Source organism: Rhodoferax sp. LB1P47, assembly GCF_056521445.1.
In genome coordinates this window covers 199,266-218,926 of record NZ_JBWMAU010000004.1, presented here as the reverse complement: position 1 = coordinate 218,926, position 19,661 = coordinate 199,266, and the positions used below count along the sequence as shown (strand labels likewise).

Sequence of the window (19,661 nt, the reverse complement as noted above, 5' to 3'; positions counted from 1 at the left end):
CCTCTAGCGCACATCCTTCCTGCGTACGTAGCTATTAAAAAAGATTTATTGCCATGCCCCTATCCTTGTCCGTTCATCGTCCATCGCTGCGGCCCAGCTTCACCCTGTGCGCCCTGGCCCTCACGTTGGCCCTGACTGCCTGCGGTGGTGGCTCTGACACGGCGGCCACTACCTCCGTGACCGACACCACCACCGCCAAGGCCGCCACCTTGGTGCTGGCCGGTACAGAAGCCGTGGGCCTGCATTGCGCCAGCGGCGGCGCTTACATCAACGCCGGGCTGGACAACAACGCCAACGGCGTGCTCGACACGGCAGAGATCACCAGTACCCAGTACGTCTGCAACGGCAGCCTGGGTGCTGCGGGTGCAACCGGGTCTACGGGTAGCAGCGGCCTCACCAGTCTGGTGCGCACCAGCACTGAGGCTGCTGGCAGCCACTGCACCTACGGCGGTTCGCAGATCAGCGTGGGGCTGGACAGCAACAGCAATGGCGTGCTCGACACCAGCGAAATCACCTCTACCGACTACGTCTGCCAAGGCGCTGCGGGCGCGAACGGAGCCACAGGGGCAACCGGGACAACCGGGGCGACAGGCAGCACCGGCCTCTCCAGCCTGATCGCCGTGGCCAGCGAGGCTGCTGGGGCTAACTGCACCTACGGTGGCCACAAGGTCACCGCCGGGCTGGACAGCAACAGCAGCGGCGTGCTCGATGCGGCAGAAATCACCAGCACCACCTACACCTGCGACGGCGCGCCTGGCCCCGGTGTGACCTGGGTCAATGTGACGGGCACCAGCCAGCAGGCGCTGCCCAACACCGGCTACATCGCCAACAACGCGGCGCAGGTAGCGATCACGCTGCCCACGGGTCCGGCGGTGGGTGATCTGGTGGAGGTCAGCGGTGCGGGTGCGGGCGGTTGGAGCTTGCTGCAAAACGCTGGGCAAACGGTGGTGACCAAGGCGTTGCCGAACAGCTACATCAATGCGTATGCCAACTGGACGGCGCGGGAGAGCGTCCGCAGCTGGCGCTCAGTGGCCTCGTCGGCCGACGGCAGTAAGTTGGTGGCGGTGGTGCGGAATGGCCGGATCTACACCTCAACCGACTCTGGGGTGAGTTGGACGGCGCGCGAGAACAGCCGTACCTGGTACTCGGTGGCCTCGTCGACTGATGGCAGTAAGTTGGTGGCGGTCACGCAAAATGACCAGATATACACCTCAACCGATGCAGGGGTGACCTGGGTAGTGCGCGCGAGCAGCCGGAATTGGATCTCAGTGGCCTCATCCGCAGATGGCAGCAAGCTGGTGGCGGTGGAATATGGTGGTCAGATCCACACCTCGACCGATTCTGGGGTGAACTGGACGGTGCGCGACGACAACCGCTTCTGGTTTTCGGTGGCCTCGTCGGCCGACGGCAGCAAGTTGGTGGCGGGGGTGGAGGGAGGCCTGATCTACACCTCAACCGATACTGGTGTGACTTGGACGGGGCGTGAGAGCAGCCGGGATTGGGCCTCAGTCGCCTCATCGGCCGACGGCAACAATCTGGTTGCGGGGGCATTTGGCGGTCAGATTTTTACCTCGGCCGATGCTGGGGTGAGCTGGACGCCACGCGATGGCAACCGCCAATGGTGGTCAGTGGCCTCGTCGTCTGACGGCATCAAACTCGTGGCGGTTGTAATTCAAGGTCAGATCTTCACCTCGACCGATTCGGGGGTGAGCTGGACGCCACGCGATAGCCGCCGCTACTGGTGGTCAGTGGCCTCGTCGTCTGACGGCAACCAACTGGTGGCGGCGGCGACCGCCGACCAGATCTACACCACATCCACCAACGGCACCACTCCCGGCACCACCGGCTCCCTCAGCGGCTCGCAATACGACTCCATGAAGCTGCAATACCTGGGCAGTGGAGTGTTCATGCCGCTGGACTACACCAGCTATTCGGGCAGTTTTGTGGTGCAGTAAACGCCCAGCCCGTAGCGCAGAGTTGAGGGTGTTTTAGCCCTCTAGCGCACGTCCTTACTGCGTATGTAGCTATTAAAAAGAGATTTCCATGACCCTATCCCTCTCATCGCCCGTGCCATGCCCAGCACGGCGACCCAGCTTCACCCTGTGCGCCCTGGCCCTCGCGTTGGCCCTTTCTGCCTGCGGTGGTGGCTCTGACACGGCAGCGGCTGTAACGGATACCACCAGCACCAAGGCCGCCACCTTGGTGCTGGCGGGTACAGAAGCCGTGGGCTTGCACTGTGCCAGCGGCGGTGCTTACATCAACGCGGGGCTGGATAACAACGCCAACGGCGTGCTCGATACGAGCGAGATCACCAGCACCCAATACGTCTGCAACGGCAGCCTGGGCGCTACGGGCGCGACTGGGTCTACGGGTAGCAGCGGCCTCAAGGGGGGAGACGTTTAGATTGATCCACCCGAATGCAGGTCGGAATTCCAAAAAATCCCAATGGAATCAAAAGGTTGGGCTAAATCGGGCGATGGGGTAGGAAACGTTTATTTTGATCCAGTGGGTGACCAAAATTGGGCGCGAAGTGTGGGTTTAATGCCCAGAAAATGCCCGTTAGGTGTTTGAAGTTTGCGGGTTTAATGCCCAAAGACTAAAATTTGATCAGGTCAGTGGACTGGAAATGCACCAGCCCCAGCCCGCCCACCAGCGGTTTGATTATGGAACGTAGCGAACTCCCTGGCCCCCTTCTTCACAGCTTGCCTACCAACAGTTTGTAGGCCTTGCTATCGCCCAGGTCGGTGATCCGGCCACTCCCCAACGACACCACCGACACCGCTTTACCCGCCTTGGTCTTTTGATTGAGGCGGACGGTGATCTTGGGCACGGTGCTGTTGAAGCTGCCTTGCGGCACAACCACCATGCTTTCGGCCTTGATGTCCCACAGCACCGCCCGGTAATTGCGAAAGTGCTCAGGCAGTGCGTCGATCCAGTCCTCGGGCCATTGCTGTGCCGATGCGGCTTTGTGGTTACCTTCCAGGTGGGCGGTTTTGTTATCCATCACCACCACGGCGGTGGACTCCAGCGTAACGGCAGGCAGTTCCTGCGCCAGCGCATCCAGGGCGGCACTGTCCAGGAATCCCACGATCTGCGCTTCACCGCTAGGATGGCCTACCGCTTTAAGGGTCGCTCGAAAGGCTTTAAAACGGTCATTCAACACCGTTTGAAATGCGGGTGAAATGGCTTTATCGACCATGGCACCGCGCAATTCGAGTGGCAGGCGGGCCAGCTTTTCGCCCAGGGCCAGCTCTGGCGTGATCCAGCTCTTGCCCACGTTGTGGTCCCAGCCGGGGTCGATGCCCAGGGGCACGCGGTCTTTCCATTCGCCGTCCAGGGTCACTACGTCGCGGGTTTTCATCTTGGCGGGGTCAAATGGGGGCTGCACTTGCAGGTTCTTTGCCGTGATGTCGCGCTGCGCGTAGGCGCGCACGGTGCAGCGGCAGCCCCAGCCATTCGGTGGGTAGTGGGTGTCCCAGAAAGGCGAATTCACCGGGTAGATCAAGCCAGACCACAGGCGGTGCTGGGGGCGCACATGGGAGTCGCCCGCCGTGCGGTACTGTAAATAGGGGTAGCGGTCTTTGTTGGCCTGGATTTGTTGCCAGCGCCCGGCCATGTGGGCCGTGCGCATGTTGGTGTCGAAAATGACACGGGTGCGCCAGCCGCGTTTGCCTTTGTAGGTCCAGCCATGCTGCTGCACGGTCTTGTCGAAGTCTTTGCGAAACTGGGTGATGGTGGTGCCGTTTTCCAGGCCACGCGCCAGCGCGCCGTGGATGTCGCCCAGCACGTCGGCCTGGGTGGCCCCGGCCACGGCGAAGATGGGGCCATGCACTGGCCCGGCCAGGTCGTCCCACTTCAGGGTGGTCTCGGGCAGCTTGGCCTTCAGGTAGTCGATGGCTTCGCTGAACTTCACGCCAAAGGGTTTGACTTCATTCGCCATAGCCCACGCCCTCCAGCAAAGCCGCCACGGTGATGACCTTCAGGAACAGATCGTGTGCCAGGCGGTGCTCTACGCGTGCACCTCTGGACGCTGCCCAGCCAGGCAGAAAAGCCACGCACTCACAGGTCACCAACTGATTGATAGCCATGGCCATATAGCCTTCCCATGACTTACAGGGCGGCTCTGGGTTGTCCGCCGGGTTTTCAACGTGGTAACCCAGTGCCCGCAGGCTGGCGGCTGCGGCATGGAATGCGGGGTAGTTGAACTCAGGCAGCCCCGACATCGGCCCGGCAATGTAGACGCGCATCATGCGGCGTTGGTGGCAGCGCCACGCAGGATGGAATACGTCAGCGACCGGTCCAGCACTTCGCGCAGGGCATCGTCGTCCATCGGCCCCACCAGGTCGGCCAGCGCGTCTTTGAACTCAGCCAGCGTTTTTCCGTCCTTTTCAAACTGCACCAGCATGGCGTAGACCGGGGCAATCATGTAGTCTTCAATGGCCTGGTCGGCGGCCTCGCTGGCCAGGGCCATGGCTTCATCTTCCGTCATGCCCGCGGCACGGGCGAAGGTGAAGCCTTGCAGTGCGGCAAAGTCGGCTTTGATGGGCGGTGGCTTGACGCTGGGGACGACTGCGGTGACGGGCAGCAGCGCGTCGGCATCGTCTTCCGCTGCGGGCATGTCCAACTCCTCCAGCATGGCTTTGCGCGATGGACGGGCACCCATATCGGCTGCAATCTTGAAGGTTTCGGCCCGAGTTTTGCCAGCGGTTTCGCGCTTGTAGAACTCCAGGGTAGGCGGGGCCACGCCATCGCCAAAGTTGAACTTGGTGATCCAGGCAAAAATCTGGTTCATGCCGCTGGCGGCAATGTCGCGGTCTGAATCGTGGACTTCATCCTGGCGTGCTTTGGCGGTGTCGCTGGCGGCCCGTGCGCCCACGTCCAGCTGCTCGCCCACCATGGCCTGGCTGGTGAGGGCCTTGGACATTTCTTTGTTGCACAGGTCGATCAGGCTTTGCTGGGGCAGCTTGCCGCCGCTGCTGTTGGGCACCAGCAACTCAATGCCCGTGCCTTCTTGTGTGACCAGGTAGCCGGACTCGACCATGCTGGCCAGCGCATCGGCCAGCTCGAGCTGCTCCTTTTCTGGCGTACCTTGCGGGTAGCGCCCCACGGGCCAGGGCAGGCCGTGGCGCTCGCAGTATTTGACGAAATAGCGCCAGCCACCAGTTTTGAAGGTCCAAGGCCAAAAGCAACTCGACAGCAAAGCGACCCCATAAGGGTTGTCGGTGGTGGGCATATTGCGGCTGACCACAAACTGGTACGGCTCTACGGGCGTGCCCTGGAAGTTGCCCCGGCTCACCAGCAACACCTTGCCTTCCACGTCGAACTTGAAGCGGCGGTTTGGGCGGTCCAGCACCTGGGTCGGCAGGTAGTAGCCATTCACCAAGTCCCACACCAACTCATGCACCTTGTAGCCGCTGAAGATGGCGCTGGTCATTTGCCACATCACCTCCAGCCAGTCGGCAACGGCATTGGGCTGCTGCTGGGCCAGCCACTGCTGGCACAGGTCCAGCGCGGCGGCGGATGCGGTGTTGTTGGCATCGCCCGCCGTGAGCCGGAATTCTTGGGACCGGAAGGAACCGCGCACGCTGCGCAGCTCGCCCATCACATGCGCATCGGCCATGATGGATTGGTACACCTTGTCCGCCTCGCCCATTTGGCGCAGGATGGGGTCCGGGTTGGGCAGCGCGTACAGCGTGCCAAAGAAACGCTGGGGGTCGCTATCAGCCGTGGCAATCGGCTTATTGAGCCAGCCGCCAAGGGTTTTGAGTAAGCCGCGTGCTGGAGTCATTTTCTGGGTCCGGTGATGATTTTGGGGATACCGCCCGCCCGGCTGGTGCACAGCATCCACAGCATGTGCAGCGCGTCGGGGCCGTCGTCGTGGTCGGCCTCGGGCCAGTGGCGAAGTTGCTCATTCAGTACGGTGTGCGCCTGGCTAAACAGGATCAGGCCGTTGCCAACGTGCGGGCTCAGCGACTCAATGCGCAGGGCCTTGTCGGTATTGGGCGTGAGGGCCACGGCAGGCACGGGCACACCTTGCTGGGCGGATCGTTTCACCAGTTCCTGCCGAAAAAACTCCTGGAACTGGATGGATTCCACGCCCCACACCAGGCAGCGGTACGCGCGCTGGAATTCGATGATCTTGCTGATTTGGCGGTCCGGCACCATGCGGGCCACAGCCGCCTCTACCACGCTGAGCTTGCCGCTCAAGCGGTCAAAGCCGCCCACCAGGCAGGCGCAGGGGTCGCGGCTCTTGTTGTTCTTGCCCAGGCTGGGATCGTGTGCGCCGTAGAACACCCAGTCGCGTTGCGGTTGCACCCAATATTGCATTTGGGTGAAGAACGCCGCATCGTCGTTGCTGGGGTCGTTCTGGTACTCGCAGTCAAAGGCGTGGTGGTCCCCAGCGCGCAGCTTCATCAGCTTGACCACAGGGCGCATGGTGGGCCAGCTGGCAATGGCCCCGGCATCCATCGTGGTGCGGTGCTGCGCATAGAAGGCATCGGCGGCTTCTTCGCCGTCGTTGATAAACAGCTCCTCCCACGTTTGCCACAGGTCCATACGGTCTGGCCAGCGGGTGATAGCGCGAAATTTGATGCGCTTCCACAGCGGGTTTTTGTGGAAACGGTTCGCCACCGAGTCGTAATGCAGGATGGTGTTGAGATAGACGATGTCCATCGTGCCCTCGGGCGGCCCCAGCGGAATCACGGTCTTTTTGACCCAGGCTTCTACCTTGTCGCGCTGGTCTTTGCTTTGGACGTTTTGGTCATTTTCAATATCGTCCAGCAGCACCAAGTCGGGCCGGTGCGGGCCATGGCGCAGGCCGCGCATTTTTTTGCCAGAGCCAAAGGCTTGCAACTTGGCCCCGTTGGCAGTGAGGATCACGCCTGCATTCCACACGCGGCCTGCGCCGCAAGCGTCGGGGAAGTCCATGGCCAGGCGCGGATTGCTTTCCAGCTCCACTTTGACGGCCTCCAGCATGGTGGCGGCCTGGTCAAAGCTATCCATCACGATGGGCACAAAGTGCTTGCGGCCCGTGACCACGCACCACAGCGTTAGCAGCTGGGTGCCCAGGGTGGATTTGGCTTCGCCCCGGGGTGCCGAGATATTGACCCAGTTGCCGCGGGGTTCGTCGATCAGCTTGGGCACATTGTCAAAAAACCAGCGGTGGAACAGGCTGGGCTCACTTTTGACGTAGTGGGGGAAATAGGTGCGGCAGAAGAATTCGTAATCACCATGCGCACGGGTGCGGCGGGCATCGCGTGCGCTGAAGTCCGTGGCGAAGCCATCGCATTCGGCCTCCAACAGATTGCGCTGGGCATCGGCAAAGCCACGCAGTTCTTCCAGGAACTGCTTTTCCTTTAACTGGCGCTGCTTTGCCATCAGGTGCTAGCCCACTTGCGGAATGGGTTGAAGTGGGTAGCCAGCATCACTTTGGGCTCTTCGCGCTGTAGCTTCCAGCCAAACTGGATGCGCACATAGCGGGTGCGGGTGTAGTAGAGCTGGGCGCGCAGCAGGAAGGCCCCGCGCAGCCATAGAGGGTTGTCGTAGCACATGCACACCACCAGCTCTGCGTTCGTACTGGCGGTATCCCACTCGCCCCGTTTCGTCAACACGGCTTGCGTATACCGTTTTGTCTTGGGGTAGCCCAGCGCATAGGTGGCCAGCCCATAGGCCGGGTTGCGCTGCAACCAGCACATGCGCGCCACGTAGCGCAGCCAGGCGGACTGTGCAAAGTCGGCATCGGTCAGCTTGGCGCTCCAGGCGAAGGCCGTTTTGTAATAGCCGCCGCGCCACCATTCGTCCAGTGGTGCATCGTGGGTTTGCAGCCAGCGGCACCAGCGGGGCAACCACTGGCGTTGCACGTCCTCCCAAGCCTCCCGCACTACCAGTAGGGCCAGCACGGGCGACAGCACCCACACCAACAGGTTTGCCAAGATGGATACGACCGCAAACACGGCATAACGCAATGGCATCAAGGCCAAAGCAAACAGGTTTTTAAGCATTCGATTGCCCTCCAAATTCACGTACAAAGTCGTTGCCCGCTGCCTCGGTTACCGCAATGAAAGTCTCGCGAAACTTGGGGTAGTGCTGGGTGATGAACAGGCTGAGAAACTTCACCACGTCCATCGCGGTGGCCAAGCGGTTCGCGTTGGGCATGGCCTTGCTGGCGGCGTTGATGGATTTTCCGTAGCCGTCCATCAGCTGCACCAAGATTTGCGCCCGCGTGGCGGCGGACATGCCAGGGTCTTTCTTGACCGCATCCAGCGTGACCAGGAACTGGTCGGCCAGTTCGCCCAGCACCTCGTTGGCCATTTCTTCCACGCCGCTTTTGGTCATGCGGCGGGCGGTGCGGCCCATGTCCCAGTCGTTACCGGCCTCTGCGTCTTCACGCTTCCAGTTGCGCACGGTGTTGTAGGGCACCTTGCAGGCTTCTGCCGCCGTTTTGAGGGGTGCGCCCTGCACGTACTTGGCACGTACCTTGGCGCGCGTTTGCGGGGAATAGGCCATGGGTTTTAGTGGCCCAGGCCCTTGATCATGGCCACACCTGCGGCCACGATGGCTCCAGCCAACGCACCGGTACCGGCGGCCCGGATGGCTGTGCCGCGCTCGTTTTCTTCCAACGTGCCCAAGCGCTTCTCGATGCCGTCAAACCGCACGCCAACTGACTTTGAAAAGTCTTCAATCCGGGTTTGCGTAGCCATATGGTTCTGGCGCAGCAGGTCGGTCATGGCCAGCAATTGGCCTTTGACTTGGCCCAGCTCAACAAGCACAGCGGTAGAGGTATCAGACATGTTTTTTTACTTTCAATTTTTCAAAAATGGATTGGCAGGCGATGCAACGAACTGCACCAGGTAGAACTGCGCGGCGAGCCTGTGGAATGGGTTGGCCGCAGCCTTCGCAATCGCTTTGGCCGGGGCCGTCCAGTTGGGCCTGTGCATTGCGCAAGGCGTTGTCGCGCAGCACCTGCTCTAGGGCACTGGCTTGTTCAAAAAACTTTTCGTCCACGGGGCGCAGCCTTGCGTGTCAAGTTGCAGGAAGGCCAGCAACCCACACATCTGGCTGGCTAGCTGGTGGTAGGCCAGGGCTACCGCCCGGTGGTTGGCTTCCAGCGCCTGCATCTGGCCCGACTGGGGTGGCGCCAGGGGTGGCGGTGGAGCCGTCAAGTTCGCCGGTGGCGGCACTGTTATCGGCTGCACCAGTGTTGGCTCCAACGTTCGCAGCCCTCCAGAGGCGCAGGCGGCTAGCAGGCAGCACGCAGCTATCGACAGGATCAGGTTTTTCATGGGCGGCCTCTTGGCTGAGTTGGGTAAAAACGGTGTCTAGGGCGCGGCGCTCTTGCTCACGCTGGCGGCCTGTGGTGTGGGCGCGGGTGATATCGGTTTTGGCCTGGGCATGGACAACCAGCTCAGCTTTCTCTACGGCCCTGCCGTGGGCGGCTTCACACGCAGCCGTGCCAGACTCGTGGCCGGTGCTGTAGATGGCGTGCAGCAGGCCAGCCAAAATCAGGGCGGTGAACACTGCCGCTGCCCACTTCACGGCGGCGCTCACAGCACTGCCCCTGTGCAAGAACCAGCACCCCACCCGGAGTAGAGCGGCTCAAAGGTCAGCAGGATGACGGCGGGGTAGTGGACGTTCTCGCGCTGGCTGGCGGGTGTCACCCCGGGATTGATGGCACAGGTGTGCCCCATGCACAGCCCCGGCTGCGGGCTCAGCTTCTGGCGCTTGTAGACCCAGCCCAGGCCGCCGTTGTAGGCGCTGAGTGCGAAGGCCATGCGCTCGCAGTCGTTGTCTGCGCGGATGCGCTGGAATAGCCACTGGTCGTACACCACCAGGGCGCGCAATGCCCAAGTGGGGTTCAGCGGTGCGCGCTCGGCCAGGTCGGGCGACATGCCGCCGATCCACTGCGCCGTAGCGGGCATGAACTGGGTCAGGCCAATGGCCCCCACGGGACTGCGGGCGGATGCATTCCAGCGGCTCTCCTGGTGGACCTGTGCCGCGAAGCTGGCCACCGGGGCTTGCAGGCCCCACACGCGCTGGGCTTCGCGCTTCAGGGTCAGCTTGTGGTGCTGCGCCTGGGCGGGAATGCTGGCGCTGTGGGCTGGGGGCGTGGAGATTCCCGCGCTATGGGCGGGAATGGGCGCGGTGCAACTGGCGGCCAGCAGCACCGTGACCAGGTAGGTGCTGAGGATGGCGATGGTGCGCCGCCAGAAGCTGGCTCGCTCCAAGCGCAGCACATCAAGGGCATGCAGTGCGTGCATTTACGCCCCCAAACCCACGCAGATCAAGCAGGCCGCCACGATGATGGCGCGGCGCAGCATGGAGTCGCTGAAGTCCGGGCCGTATCCGCAGGCTTGCCGGGTTTGTGCATCCGATAAATCGAGTTTCTTCCCCGGCGGGAGTTCAGGTAAGTCCAGGTATTGGTGCGGGCGATCATACGGGAACAGCGCCCGGTCCAGCCAGTAGCCACCCCAGCCGCCCAGGGCCATCAGGTGGGCCTTGTACAGCGTGACGGTGAGCACGCTGCCAGGGGCGCGGGATTGGACCCATAGCGACACGGCCATGAGCGCAATCGTCAGCACACACCACAAGAGCATGCGCGGGGCATTTTTAAACATATTCCACTCCTTTGAGACACAAGAAAAAAGGGCACCGGTTAGGGTGCCCTGAGTGTCGGGAGTGGGGGTGTTTTTGGCCTGGTGAACTAGTTCACCAGCGGGCGGCGCTAGGCCAAAAAGTCGGCCAGCACGCGCTTATGCCAGGGCGGCAAAGGCACATGGGCGGGATGGTTGGCTGCGGTGGCTGCATCGCGCTCGCATATAACCACCAGCGTTTTCAGCGTGGGCGGTTCTTTGGCATTGAGGCGAGACAGATCCGCCTCCCATTGCCCAGCCAGCGTATCGGTGAGTTGTGCAAGTGGGGCCTCTTCGACTTTGGCGACCAACTGCATGGCCGATTCGGCCAGCTCTTTGTGGATTTGCTTGCGGTCGCCATAGCCAAACACCAAAGCCAGCAAGCCTAGACCAGAGATAGCAGCAGCCACCAGTGGCAAATGTTGTTTGAGTGACTCGCCCAAGAGCGAGGCCCCCAGTAGCACCGTGGCAGCTTTGGTGCCTTTGTCCAGCAGGTCAAAGAAGCGCTGCCGTTTGCGGTGGTACAGGTGGGTTACCAGCAGCTTGTGCAATACGCCTGCGCGGCGATCCCACAACAGCGTCCAAGCTTGGTCTTTGTCTGTGTCAGTCATAGCCGGATTGTGGCCGATAGGCCGCAGTGCTGCAACGCTACTTGCCAGGCCGGGGCGGCGCAGGCGGGGATGGCGGCGCGGGATGGAAGGTCGTCACATCATTGCCAGACTTTCGCCCACCATAGTCATGGCGAGTGGGGGGTGGTGGCCGAGGTGCTGGTGGAGGTGGAGGTGGCTTGGGCGTACTCATTTTGAGAAGTCTTTCTTGGTCAAAAATACGGAGAATCGTGTGCTGCAACGCCTCATTCATTACGCCCGGCACATTTGCCATTGGCTTTGCGATACCTGGCCCCGCCACGGCTTCCGCAGCCGCCGGAGTTACCCCCACCGCTATAGCCACCGCCGCCGCCACCAAAGCCTCTGCGGCTAAACGAGTGACCGCCGCTGCGCCTGCTGCCACGGGCTTCCGCTTCAACCGATACGGCGGCAAGGACGGTGGCGAAAAGGGTGGCGAAAAGTGTTCTGCGGTTCATTGTTTTGTCTCAGCGAAAATATTTCAACTCATCGGATTTGAGTCCTTTAAGCATCTCTAGGTGTTGGTAAGCCCGCTTCATGCAAAGCTCGTGCATGGTCATATTTTGGGTTAGCTTAATTCCCTCATCTGCCAGTGCGCCAGCATGGATGATGGTCATATCAACAGAGTACAACGGCGGCTGCTTGTTGTACCCGCCTTCGCAGCGCACACCGACATTCCAGGTCGGCTCAAGCGTTCCGATCTCGTCAAGTACAGTCCCAAAAGTGAAACTTTCTGCACGAAATTTGCGCACCAATGAGCCGGGAAATACAGGCCGTTGTATCAGTACGGTAATTTCTCTTTTTTCGACGGGTGGTTCATCAATTTTGTAGCGCTCGCCGCAGGCTGACAGTGATATCGCACCAGCTAATAGCACGATTGATATCGACGGTTTTCTCATCATTTTTTCACAGGCGTATTCAACGCCTCTACCTCGTCATAGCACCCACCACGGTGATTGCCAAATCGTTCAGCAGCACTCAGTGCCCCCAACAATCCAAACGCATCCAAGCTTCCCGCACCTTCTCCAGCAGAGACCAGTTTATTCAGGTCACTGACAAAATTTACATGCAGATTGGCAGCGTTGGCACATTGCGAAAAATCACCAAATAGCTTGCTGATGCGGGCCTGATGGGCCGTGGCTTGCTTCAGGCTTGCGGCCCGTTCTTGGGGCGTTTTCTTTTGCCACAGCATGACCCTGCCAAGGGTTTTACCAAACTCGTCATAGAGCATGCGAGCCTCTTCATAGTTGGCATGGGAGAGCTTGTTCTGTGCCTGCGCCATGGGTGCGCACACCAGCAAAGCCAAGGCCGCCATGGCCGCCACCGCCTTCATGCGCGCCTCTCAAAAATCGCACCCACATACGCATTCACCCGCTTCAACGTCGCTCCATCCACCTCGGCCAGCGGCAGGTCGCCCAGCACGGTGTGCAGAAACTTCAAAAACGATTTGTGCTCTGCGGGCTTCAGGTCGCCAATCAGGCCCAGCAGCCCGCCCACAGTGGTGGGCTGCTCACGCTTGGCCTCAGCAGGCTGGCCGTGGTGGATATTGATCGTGATGTTGCCGATGCTGATGGAGTCGCCGCCATTAACGTCGCGCCCCACTTGTACGTGTTGCCCGCTTCCGCCCTGCCGCTGCACTGTCGCCATCCATCTCTCCGTTAAATACTGTTGAACCTGAAATTGAACCGCCCACCTGGATGCTGGAGCCGGGGCCGCTGGCTTTCTGTTTGACCTTCACCGGAGCCGGGGCTGGGCTTGCGTCGATGGGCTTGCCGGTCACGAAGTCGATGCCTAGTGCCTCATTGCGGATGGCGTTGGCAATGTAGAGGCCATCCTGCGCCACATCGCCTTTCATCAGGCCGCATAGGCGTATGCGGGTGAACTCACGGAGCGGCATGGCATTGACCAGCTCGACCATGCGGCTGATTCGCTGACGACGGGCCACGAATTCGTCTTCGGTTTCATCGTCACTCTGAAACATAGGGCCTTCCCCAGATATTAGCCAACTGGCCCTGATCTTCAGTACATCAATCAGCACTTCACTTTCCTCACGCGTGAGGTTCTTTACGCGGCTCGAAGTCAACGCTTTCACGCGGTCCAAAGGTACGCCCAGCACTTCAGCTAGGTCTGCCTGCTTGAGCTTGCACTCAGCCATTACTTTTTTCACAAGTGTAGAAATCACAGAAAAATCCTTGTTAGGTGTAAAAATTACACCTACAATACGTCATCAACAACTTTTTAACAACGCAATTAAGGAGCGGCAAATGCCCCTAACACCCGACCAAGTTAAGACCCAGTTTAAGCGAGAAGGCCGCACTTTTAAGGCATTTGCGGAGAGCAATGGCTATCCGTATTGCGAAGTGGTGCGCGTCGTCAATGGCATCAACAAGGCCCGCCGTGGCCGTGGTCATGAAATCGCTGTGAAGCTAGGTTTGAAGGAAGCGGCATGAATACCGCCATTGGACGTTCCAAGAAAGCCCTCGACCTTGTTGGGGATGCGCTCCTGTCCAGGGGATTAAGCGCCGATCAGCTCGAACACATCGAACACGGATTGATGTGGGCCATCAAGTACGGCGAGGTGACCCGCTTACTCGACGGGAGGGCCGAGGGTCGGCAAGCCAGCGCATTGCTGAAAGCATGGCAAGTGAAGTGCCGCAAAGAAAAAATCCAACAACTACGTGAAGAAGGAGCCGGGAAATGAAGAAACAAGATACAGCATTGAAGGTGTTGGACCAATCGGACGGCGCTGCCGACTTAAGTACGACTGAGAAAAGCGACGGCGTGTCGCTTTTGGGTGCGGCGGCCTATGCGCGGAAGATAAGCATCGACCTAGCGGCGCCTGTGGACACGCTTTGGCAGCAGGTAATACAGCAAGAAGAGGCCAGCAAGCGGCACTTTGCGGCGCATGGCTTGCTGCTGTTGACCATTAAAAACACCCTTGCACACGGCCAGTTTCTGCCGGAACTTGAACGGCGTGGCATTGAAGTGCGACAGGCCCAGCGGGCGATGGCCTACGCACAGTTTGTGTTCTCGCGTTCAGGCAAGGAGCAGGACCTGCTGTTGGATATGCCCCGCACGAAGGTATGTTCACTGGCTTACGCCGACCCCGAAGTGCTGGAGGCGGTCATGGCGGACGGACTGCACAAGGTCGTCGAACTTAGCTCCCGTGAGCTGGAGCGTGCGCTTGCTGATGCAAGAACACAGCGGGATACGGCTATTGCGCAACGCGATGGGCTGGCAAAGCAACTCAAGCGCCGTAGCCAAAGCGAAGAGGATTCCGGCGTGCCCCCCATGGTGCTGGACATCCGCGCCGAAGCAGCAGCCCTGGTGAAGAAAGTCGAACTGGCGCTCACCAGCATCTACCCCCTGGGCGTGGAGCTGGCAGGCCTTCGTGGCCACGACCTGGCAGGCCCGTGGGTAGAACCCAGCACCCGGCTGGTGTTGGCCGGGCTGGTGGCGCTGCGGTTGCAACTGGATGGGCTGATTGGCAGCTATGCGGATGCCATTGGCACGGCGATTAACCCGGACAAGCCCGAGGGCTTGTCGTTCCTCACGCCGGAAGAAATCCAGTCGGTTGCCAAGGAATGGGCCGAGCTGACCGCCCTGCACAACCACGAAGCCGCACTGCGCCAGCATGACCGTGATGCGGCCCGCCCGCGTGGCAAGGGCCGCCCAGCCAACGCGCCCCAGCTCAAGGCTTAAAGCCCGGACCCCACCATGCGCGCACTCAAGCTCGTTCAACACATAGACAACATGGCCGACCTACCCGCCGTGCTGACGGCGGACCCGTGGGCCAGCGCCAGCGAAGACCAACGCCGCATAGCCGGTTTCCGCGAGGGCCTGCTGGCACCGCTGGCAGCACTGGTGGGCCAGGGGGCCAGCATCAACCGGGCGGCGGGCTTGCTGGCAGCGCAGCTGCATGGGGGAGTGGCCGATACCCGCACACGCCACCTGGCAGCCTGCCTGCACAACGATGCCACCCTGAGCGAGCCCACCATCAAGCGCTGGCTGCGCGACTACCTCAAAGGTGGCAAAAACGCCTTGCTGCCCGCCCACACAGGCCGGGTGCGCAAGGGCTACAGCTGGGATGCCCGCGCCATAGAGCTGTACAACATACCCGGCAAGCCCGGCTTTGCCGATGTGTCTTCAAAGCTGATTCAAGAAGGGTTTGAAGACGCTACCCCCAGCCGGGTGAAGCGCTACCTAAAGGCCTTGCCCGCCACCCTGGGGGCCAACAGCCCGGCCCGTATTGGCAAGCACCTGCACCAGCTCACGCGGCAAAAGTACCAGCGCCGCCACCTGGACGAAGTGCTGGTGGGCGAGATTTACGCGGGCGACGGCCACACCGCCGATTGCTACGTGGGCCACCCCAACACCGGCAAGCCCTACCGCCCCGAGCTGACGGCGTTCATTTGCGTCAAAAGCGGCTATCTGGCGGGCTGGTACATGACGGAATCGGAAAGCACCGTGTCCACCATGTTCGCCCTGAGCCACGCCATGGCCAAGTTTGACCATGTGCCCGCCTGGGTCTACGTTGACAGAGGGCCTGGCTACCGTGCCAAGCTGCTGAGCGATGAAACCACCGGTTTCTACGCCCGGTTTGACATCGGCGTGATTGGTGCGCTGCCGGGCAACCCACACGGCAAGGGCTGGATTGAACGCTTCTTTCGCACCGTACGCGACAAACACGACAAGTTCTTTGTCGGTGGCACGGTGTACTGCGGCGACGACATGGCCCCGGAAACCAACCGCCGCCTGAGCGCCGAGCTGGTGCAGGGCAAGCGCACGCTGCCCAGCCTGCAGGCCTATGTGCAGAGCTTTACCGACTGGCTGAAGCACTACCACAACCAGCCCCAGCCCAAGCTGCACGGCCGCACGCCTGCCCAGATGTGGGCCGAGCTGGTGCCGGTGGCGGTGGGCATGGAAGCGCAGGCCATGGTGCGGCCCCGCGAAGAACGCACGGTGCTGCGCCAGGTGGTCACGTTGCATGGCCGCACCTATTTTGCGGAGGCCCTGGCCTTGTACGACGCGCAGCGCGTGCATGTGGAGTACGACCTGCACGACGACCGCACGGTATGGGTCTACGACCTGAAGGGCCGCCTGGTCACCGAGGCCAAGCTGACCAAGACCATCAGCGTGCTGCCCACCAGCCGCCTGGAAGAAGGCCGCAACCGCCGCCTGCTGGGGCAAGAAAAGCGACTGGAACGCAAGGTGAGCGAGGCCCGCGCCCGCCGCAGCGATGCGGTCACCGCAGACGACCAGGTCAAAGCACTGCAAGACCTGGCACCGGTAGCGCATCTGCCCCTGCCACCCACAGAGCCCGACATCGACATTGACCTTTTGAGCTGGAGCGATAAGACATGAGCGACACCCCTACCAACGCCACCAACGGCACCACCAACGGGCCGGGCACCGTGTACACGGCGCAAGACCTGGAGCGCGTGGCCACCGTTAAAAAGTGGCTCACGGCGCACGACAAAAGCCGCGCTTGGCTGAGCAAAAAGGCCAGCATACCCAGCGGCACGCTGAGCCAGATTCTGTCGCTCAAGTACGTGAGCAGCCCAACCAAGCAGCTCAACCAGTGCATCAGCGTGCTGGACGTGGAGGGTGAGCGGCTGAAGGATGGCACACCCGGCTACGTGATGGGCAGCGTGCACGAGCTGATGGCAGTGGTGTTTGGCCGCACCCGCAAGCACCAGAAAATTGGTGTGGTGACGGGCTATGTGGGCGTGGGCAAAACCCGCTTTTGCAAAGAATATTGCGCTGCCAACCCCATGTCGCTGCTGGTGGAAAGCAGCCCCAACATGACCCCCGGCGTGCTGCTGACCCGGCTGCTGGAAAAGCTGCACAACGCTGTGCCGCGTGGGCTGGACAACAAGTTCAGCGAGCTGGTGCAGGTGCTCAGCGGCACCAACTACCTGCTGATCGTGGACGAAGCCGAGCGCCTGAGCCCCAGCGCCATGGAGTACCTGCGCCGCATCCACGACATTGCCCAGGTAGGTGTGGTGCTGTGCGGTACCGAAAAGCTGACCGCGCTGATCAAGCCCCAGCACGGCCAGTTTGACCAGGTGCGCAGCCGGGTGGGCATGTGGCCCAAGACCATAGAGCGCATCACCCGCGACGATGCCGACGACATGGCCCGCGCTGCGCTTGCGGCGGATGTGGGGGGGCTGAGCGACGCTGTGCTGGATGCCTTGTGGGCCTACGGCAACGGAAGCGCCCGGGTGCTGACCGAGAACCTGGTGGCGGCCATCAAAGACTACGGCGTGAAGCAACTGCCCCTGACGGCCCCCATGGTGGAGACGATCGCCGCCAAGGTGCTCTACATGGACAAGCCCATCAAAAAGGGAGAACGCGCATGAAAACCTACCTGGTCACCATCACCATGGAAGACGGCTCTGTCGGAGAGCACCGGGGTGCATACCCCGATGCCTTTGCGGCCACGTTGCTGGCCATGGCGCGCTTCCCCGGCTATGCCGGCATCCATGTGCGGAGTGTGGCATGAAGGCGGCGCTGGCGGAGGTGGCGCTGTGGCTGGCCTGCATGGCCTTTGCCATCGCCATGGGTGCGATTGCCGCGCTGGAGGCCCCGCTGTGAATACCGCCCCTGCCGCCGACCGCATTACCCACGGCACCAGCGATGTACGGGCGGCTTGTGCCATTCGTGAGATGGGCAAAGCCACGACGGTGCAGGCGCTGGCGGCTATCAAAGACGCGGCCAAAGGCAGGCTGCTGGAGCGTGACCTGCCCCGACTGAAAGCCGCTTTTGAGACACGCCAGAAGTACCTGCGCGGCATCCCGCCCGATACCTATTTACCAACCAACGGAGAGAGCAAATGAACACCGAAAACGATATTCCACGCGGTTACTGGAAGGATGCCAAGGGCAGTCTTGTGCCTGTGGCAAAAATACAAGAGATCGACAAGGACCGCAGCCGCACGGTAGAAGAGCTGTGCAATGCGGCCAAAGAGCACCGGGCCAGCATGGCGGCTTTTAAGACCAATGCCATGCAGGCCGTGGCGGACTTTGTGGCGCGCAGCCTGGAGGAATATGGGGTTAAGCGCAGCGCGGGTAAGGGAAAGGGCAACATCACGCTGGTGAGCTTTGATGGGCGCTACAAGATCATCCGCGCCACACAAGAAAGCATTGTGTTTGATGAGCGTTTGCAAGCTGCCAAAGCGCTGATCGACGGCTGCATCCAGGTCTGGAGCAAGGGCAGCAACGGCAATATCAAAGTGCTGGTGAACGACGCGTTCCAGGTGGACAGCGCGGGCAAGATCAGTACCAGCCGGGTGCTGGGCCTGCGCCGCTTGCACATTGAAGATGATGACTGGCAGCGGGCGATGAAGGCCATCGACGACAGCATGCAAGTAGCCAGCAGCAAGCAATACATCCGCTTCTACGAGCGCAATGAAGCAAGCGGCGAATACATGCCTATCAACCTTGATTTGGCGGTGGTATGAAACGCACCGTACGGGTAATCATTACAAAAGAGATTGAGATCGAACTCTCTCCCACCTTTTTTGGATCAAAGACCGAAGCCGAATATCTGGCCTTATTCAGCAAAGAACTTTTCCAAGTCAACGACATGAATGATGTTTTTCAGTACGCCGCCCGCATGGCTGCTTACTACGGTGGTGGCCTTCACCATGATGGGCTGGGCCTGCTGGATCAACATTTTTCAACGTATCCCCGTGTTCCCGATGTGAAATTCAAAGAGCTTTACGACGAGAGCGAAGAGGAAATTTTGAAACCTAGTGATGGGGGTGCCGAATGAGCACCCACGACATCCTGGTGCGGTGCACTCGCTGCCGCAACCAACACATGGAATCGGAGCGGGTCAGCATGCCGCGCAAAGACTATTACATCGTGTCAGAACTTTGCTGCCCTCGTTGCGGTGGTCGCAGCTTCTATGACCTGCGCCCGCAAATAGCTTGGTGCTGGGCCACCGGCTTAATCGAAGTGGGTGATGCCATGCCGATCCAGGCCACTGATGGTAGTGGTGCGATCCAGATTGCGAAGGGGCCAAAAGCGTTTCTGGTCGGAGAAATCAAGGTACGGGCCAGACGCGGAGTAGGCAACAGCGCAGGCAAATTGCTGGTGCCTGGTGTGCCAGAAGCCGATACCCAGCGTGCCAAAGGCGACGCGCTGGCCGGATGGCTAAGGTGGTGCAACAGCCGCAATCTTTGCCGTCGTGACGGTGTGGAATTTTCTAAAGAGGAGTCGGTATGAACACCACTTTTGAAGACCTGGGCCGCACGGCCTACGAAGCCTATGCCAAGGCACAGGCCAAGCGCGTGGGCCGTGGCGAAGCCATCCACCCCTGGGAAGGGCTGAAGCCTGCCGACCAGAAGTGCTGGGAAGCCGCCGCTTTTGCCACCGTGGCCGTGCTGGCAACGAAAGGCTGA

Annotated in this window: 29 protein-coding genes; 13 read left to right on the top strand and 16 right to left on the bottom strand. The window is 60.9% G+C overall.

Going from position 1 to position 19,661, the window contains the following annotated elements:
* Window positions 1–65: 65 nt before the first annotated feature.
* Together AC0969_RS07810 and AC0969_RS07805 are read left to right on the top strand one after the other, a co-directional pair.
* The gene (locus AC0969_RS07810; RefSeq protein ID WP_479623583.1) at window positions 66–1,955 is read left to right on the top strand and encodes a WD40/YVTN/BNR-like repeat-containing protein; all 1,890 of its coding nucleotides are present in this window, start codon (window positions 66–68) and stop codon (window positions 1,953–1,955) included.
* A gap of 88 nt (window positions 1,956–2,043) precedes the next feature.
* Window positions 2,044–2,403 carry a DUF7151 family protein gene (locus AC0969_RS07805; RefSeq protein WP_479623582.1) on the top strand — a complete coding sequence of 120 codons (360 nt, stop codon included), beginning with the start codon at window positions 2,044–2,046 and terminating at the stop codon, window positions 2,401–2,403.
* A 292-nt stretch (window positions 2,404–2,695) separates the two neighbouring features.
* Here AC0969_RS07805 and AC0969_RS07800 read toward each other — a convergent pair whose 3' ends face one another.
* The 16 genes from AC0969_RS07800 to AC0969_RS07725 all read right to left on the bottom strand — a co-directional run bounded on the left by AC0969_RS07800 (window position 2,696) and on the right by AC0969_RS07725 (window position 13,436).
* Window positions 2,696–3,940, bottom strand: a complete 1,245-nt coding sequence (locus AC0969_RS07800; RefSeq protein WP_479623581.1) for a phage head morphogenesis protein — start codon at window positions 3,938–3,940, stop codon at window positions 2,696–2,698.
* A complete protein-coding gene (locus AC0969_RS07795) occupies window positions 3,930–4,250 on the bottom strand; it encodes a DUF4406 domain-containing protein (RefSeq protein ID WP_479623580.1) in 321 nt (106 codons plus the stop codon). Before AC0969_RS07795 ends, AC0969_RS07800 begins: the two co-directional genes overlap by 11 nt.
* Window positions 4,247–5,788 carry a DUF935 domain-containing protein gene (locus AC0969_RS07790; RefSeq protein WP_479623579.1) on the bottom strand — a complete coding sequence of 514 codons (1,542 nt, stop codon included), beginning with the start codon at window positions 5,786–5,788 and terminating at the stop codon, window positions 4,247–4,249. The genes AC0969_RS07795 and AC0969_RS07790 overlap by 4 nt, the downstream gene beginning before the upstream one ends.
* Complete coding sequence (terL, locus tag AC0969_RS07785) at window positions 5,785–7,377, bottom strand: phage terminase large subunit (RefSeq protein ID WP_479623578.1); 1,593 nt, start codon at window positions 7,375–7,377, stop codon at window positions 5,785–5,787. The genes AC0969_RS07790 and terL overlap by 4 nt, the downstream gene beginning before the upstream one ends.
* A complete protein-coding gene (locus AC0969_RS07780; RefSeq protein ID WP_479623577.1) occupies window positions 7,377–8,000 on the bottom strand; it encodes a DUF7338 family protein in 624 nt (207 codons plus the stop codon). The genes terL and AC0969_RS07780 overlap by 1 nt, the downstream gene beginning before the upstream one ends.
* A complete protein-coding gene (locus tag AC0969_RS07775) occupies window positions 7,993–8,505 on the bottom strand; it encodes a DUF1804 family protein (protein WP_479623576.1) in 513 nt (170 codons plus the stop codon). The genes AC0969_RS07780 and AC0969_RS07775 overlap by 8 nt, the downstream gene beginning before the upstream one ends.
* 5 nt (window positions 8,506–8,510) lie before the next feature.
* The gene (locus tag AC0969_RS07770; RefSeq protein WP_479623575.1) at window positions 8,511–8,789 is read right to left on the bottom strand and encodes a hypothetical protein; all 279 of its coding nucleotides are present in this window, start codon (window positions 8,787–8,789) and stop codon (window positions 8,511–8,513) included.
* Complete coding sequence (locus tag AC0969_RS07765) at window positions 8,782–9,003, bottom strand: TraR/DksA family transcriptional regulator (protein ID WP_479623574.1); 222 nt, start codon at window positions 9,001–9,003, stop codon at window positions 8,782–8,784. The genes AC0969_RS07770 and AC0969_RS07765 overlap by 8 nt, the downstream gene beginning before the upstream one ends.
* A gap of 18 nt (window positions 9,004–9,021) precedes the next feature.
* Window positions 9,022–9,546 carry a hypothetical protein gene (locus AC0969_RS07760; protein WP_479623573.1) on the bottom strand — a complete coding sequence of 175 codons (525 nt, stop codon included), beginning with the start codon at window positions 9,544–9,546 and terminating at the stop codon, window positions 9,022–9,024.
* Window positions 9,543–10,256 (bottom strand): transglycosylase SLT domain-containing protein, encoded by a 714-nt coding sequence (locus tag AC0969_RS07755; RefSeq protein ID WP_479623572.1) that lies wholly within the window; start codon window positions 10,254–10,256, stop codon window positions 9,543–9,545. The genes AC0969_RS07760 and AC0969_RS07755 overlap by 4 nt, the downstream gene beginning before the upstream one ends.
* Window positions 10,257–10,613, bottom strand: coding sequence for a putative holin (locus tag AC0969_RS07750; protein WP_479623571.1), 357 nt, complete (start codon window positions 10,611–10,613; stop codon window positions 10,257–10,259).
* 107 nt (window positions 10,614–10,720) lie between these two features.
* The gene (locus AC0969_RS07745; protein ID WP_479623570.1) at window positions 10,721–11,239 is read right to left on the bottom strand and encodes a hypothetical protein; all 519 of its coding nucleotides are present in this window, start codon (window positions 11,237–11,239) and stop codon (window positions 10,721–10,723) included.
* Between the two features lie 482 nt (window positions 11,240–11,721).
* Window positions 11,722–12,153: a hypothetical protein gene (locus AC0969_RS07740; protein ID WP_479623569.1), complete on the bottom strand. Its 432-nt coding sequence runs from the start codon at window positions 12,151–12,153 to the stop codon at window positions 11,722–11,724.
* Window positions 12,153–12,587: a hypothetical protein gene (locus AC0969_RS07735; RefSeq protein WP_479623568.1), complete on the bottom strand. Its 435-nt coding sequence runs from the start codon at window positions 12,585–12,587 to the stop codon at window positions 12,153–12,155. The genes AC0969_RS07740 and AC0969_RS07735 overlap by 1 nt, the downstream gene beginning before the upstream one ends.
* Window positions 12,584–12,856 carry a hypothetical protein gene (locus tag AC0969_RS07730; protein ID WP_479623567.1) on the bottom strand — a complete coding sequence of 91 codons (273 nt, stop codon included), beginning with the start codon at window positions 12,854–12,856 and terminating at the stop codon, window positions 12,584–12,586. The genes AC0969_RS07735 and AC0969_RS07730 overlap by 4 nt, the downstream gene beginning before the upstream one ends.
* Window positions 12,840–13,436 (bottom strand): hypothetical protein, encoded by a 597-nt coding sequence (locus tag AC0969_RS07725; RefSeq protein ID WP_479623566.1) that lies wholly within the window; start codon window positions 13,434–13,436, stop codon window positions 12,840–12,842. Before AC0969_RS07725 ends, AC0969_RS07730 begins: the two co-directional genes overlap by 17 nt.
* Before the next feature lie 82 nt (window positions 13,437–13,518).
* Between AC0969_RS07725 and AC0969_RS07720 the strand changes: the two genes are divergently transcribed.
* The 11 genes from AC0969_RS07720 (at window position 13,519) to AC0969_RS07670 (ending at window position 19,661) form a co-directional block, all read left to right on the top strand.
* Entirely contained in the window at window positions 13,519–13,704 is a 186-nt protein-coding gene (locus tag AC0969_RS07720) for a DNA-binding protein (RefSeq protein WP_479623565.1), read from the top strand.
* Window positions 13,701–13,955: a hypothetical protein gene (locus AC0969_RS07715; protein ID WP_479623564.1), complete on the top strand. Its 255-nt coding sequence runs from the start codon at window positions 13,701–13,703 to the stop codon at window positions 13,953–13,955. The genes AC0969_RS07720 and AC0969_RS07715 overlap by 4 nt, the downstream gene beginning before the upstream one ends.
* The gene (locus AC0969_RS07710; protein WP_479623563.1) at window positions 13,952–14,956 is read left to right on the top strand and encodes a hypothetical protein; all 1,005 of its coding nucleotides are present in this window, start codon (window positions 13,952–13,954) and stop codon (window positions 14,954–14,956) included. Before AC0969_RS07715 ends, AC0969_RS07710 begins: the two co-directional genes overlap by 4 nt.
* Before the next feature lie 15 nt (window positions 14,957–14,971).
* Window positions 14,972–16,618, top strand: a complete 1,647-nt coding sequence (locus tag AC0969_RS07705; protein WP_479623562.1) for a transposase — start codon at window positions 14,972–14,974, stop codon at window positions 16,616–16,618.
* The gene (locus tag AC0969_RS07700; protein WP_479623561.1) at window positions 16,615–17,616 is read left to right on the top strand and encodes an AAA family ATPase; all 1,002 of its coding nucleotides are present in this window, start codon (window positions 16,615–16,617) and stop codon (window positions 17,614–17,616) included. Before AC0969_RS07705 ends, AC0969_RS07700 begins: the two co-directional genes overlap by 4 nt.
* Window positions 17,613–17,759: a hypothetical protein gene (locus AC0969_RS07695; RefSeq protein WP_479623560.1), complete on the top strand. Its 147-nt coding sequence runs from the start codon at window positions 17,613–17,615 to the stop codon at window positions 17,757–17,759. The genes AC0969_RS07700 and AC0969_RS07695 overlap by 4 nt, the downstream gene beginning before the upstream one ends.
* Window positions 17,760–17,847: 88 nt before the next feature.
* Entirely contained in the window at window positions 17,848–18,093 is a 246-nt protein-coding gene (locus tag AC0969_RS07690) for a hypothetical protein (protein WP_479623559.1), read from the top strand.
* Complete coding sequence (locus AC0969_RS07685) at window positions 18,090–18,716, top strand: DUF3164 family protein (RefSeq protein WP_479623558.1); 627 nt, start codon at window positions 18,090–18,092, stop codon at window positions 18,714–18,716. The genes AC0969_RS07690 and AC0969_RS07685 overlap by 4 nt, the downstream gene beginning before the upstream one ends.
* Entirely contained in the window at window positions 18,713–19,030 is a 318-nt protein-coding gene (locus AC0969_RS07680; RefSeq protein ID WP_479623557.1) for a hypothetical protein, read from the top strand. Before AC0969_RS07685 ends, AC0969_RS07680 begins: the two co-directional genes overlap by 4 nt.
* Entirely contained in the window at window positions 19,027–19,485 is a 459-nt protein-coding gene (locus tag AC0969_RS07675) for a hypothetical protein (protein ID WP_479623556.1), read from the top strand. The genes AC0969_RS07680 and AC0969_RS07675 overlap by 4 nt, the downstream gene beginning before the upstream one ends.
* Window positions 19,482–19,661: a hypothetical protein gene (locus tag AC0969_RS07670; protein WP_479623555.1), complete on the top strand. Its 180-nt coding sequence runs from the start codon at window positions 19,482–19,484 to the stop codon at window positions 19,659–19,661. The genes AC0969_RS07675 and AC0969_RS07670 overlap by 4 nt, the downstream gene beginning before the upstream one ends.

Bases quoted from the DNA above. Each gene is read 5' to 3' on its own strand.
- AC0969_RS07710 (WP_479623563.1), top strand. From the start codon at position 13,952: ATGAAGAAACAAGATACAGCATTGAAGGTGTTGGACCAATCGGACGGC.
- AC0969_RS07700 (WP_479623561.1), top strand. From the start codon at position 16,615: ATGAGCGACACCCCTACCAACGCCACCAACGGCACCACCAACGGGCCG.
- AC0969_RS07715 (WP_479623564.1), top strand. From the start codon at position 13,701: ATGAATACCGCCATTGGACGTTCCAAGAAAGCCCTCGACCTTGTTGGG.
- AC0969_RS07685 (WP_479623558.1), top strand. From the start codon at position 18,090: ATGAACACCGAAAACGATATTCCACGCGGTTACTGGAAGGATGCCAAG.
- AC0969_RS07735 (WP_479623568.1), bottom strand. From the start codon at position 12,587: ATGAAGGCGGTGGCGGCCATGGCGGCCTTGGCTTTGCTGGTGTGCGCA.
- AC0969_RS07770 (WP_479623575.1), bottom strand. From the start codon at position 8,789: ATGTCTGATACCTCTACCGCTGTGCTTGTTGAGCTGGGCCAAGTCAAA.
- terL (WP_479623578.1), bottom strand. From the start codon at position 7,377: ATGGCAAAGCAGCGCCAGTTAAAGGAAAAGCAGTTCCTGGAAGAACTG.
- AC0969_RS07740 (WP_479623569.1), bottom strand. From the start codon at position 12,153: ATGAGAAAACCGTCGATATCAATCGTGCTATTAGCTGGTGCGATATCA.
- AC0969_RS07750 (WP_479623571.1), bottom strand. From the start codon at position 10,613: ATGTTTAAAAATGCCCCGCGCATGCTCTTGTGGTGTGTGCTGACGATT.
- AC0969_RS07705 (WP_479623562.1), top strand. From the start codon at position 14,972: ATGCGCGCACTCAAGCTCGTTCAACACATAGACAACATGGCCGACCTA.
- AC0969_RS07755 (WP_479623572.1), bottom strand. From the start codon at position 10,256: ATGCACGCACTGCATGCCCTTGATGTGCTGCGCTTGGAGCGAGCCAGC.
- AC0969_RS07780 (WP_479623577.1), bottom strand. From the start codon at position 8,000: ATGCTTAAAAACCTGTTTGCTTTGGCCTTGATGCCATTGCGTTATGCC.
- AC0969_RS07775 (WP_479623576.1), bottom strand. From the start codon at position 8,505: ATGGCCTATTCCCCGCAAACGCGCGCCAAGGTACGTGCCAAGTACGTG.
- AC0969_RS07720 (WP_479623565.1), top strand. From the start codon at position 13,519: ATGCCCCTAACACCCGACCAAGTTAAGACCCAGTTTAAGCGAGAAGGC.
- AC0969_RS07670 (WP_479623555.1), top strand. From the start codon at position 19,482: ATGAACACCACTTTTGAAGACCTGGGCCGCACGGCCTACGAAGCCTAT.
- AC0969_RS07800 (WP_479623581.1), bottom strand. From the start codon at position 3,940: ATGGCGAATGAAGTCAAACCCTTTGGCGTGAAGTTCAGCGAAGCCATC.
- AC0969_RS07795 (WP_479623580.1), bottom strand. From the start codon at position 4,250: ATGATGCGCGTCTACATTGCCGGGCCGATGTCGGGGCTGCCTGAGTTC.
- AC0969_RS07805 (WP_479623582.1), top strand. From the start codon at position 2,044: ATGACCCTATCCCTCTCATCGCCCGTGCCATGCCCAGCACGGCGACCC.
- AC0969_RS07695 (WP_479623560.1), top strand. From the start codon at position 17,613: ATGAAAACCTACCTGGTCACCATCACCATGGAAGACGGCTCTGTCGGA.
- AC0969_RS07680 (WP_479623557.1), top strand. From the start codon at position 18,713: ATGAAACGCACCGTACGGGTAATCATTACAAAAGAGATTGAGATCGAA.
- AC0969_RS07790 (WP_479623579.1), bottom strand. From the start codon at position 5,788: ATGACTCCAGCACGCGGCTTACTCAAAACCCTTGGCGGCTGGCTCAAT.
- AC0969_RS07745 (WP_479623570.1), bottom strand. From the start codon at position 11,239: ATGACTGACACAGACAAAGACCAAGCTTGGACGCTGTTGTGGGATCGC.
- AC0969_RS07675 (WP_479623556.1), top strand. From the start codon at position 19,027: ATGAGCACCCACGACATCCTGGTGCGGTGCACTCGCTGCCGCAACCAA.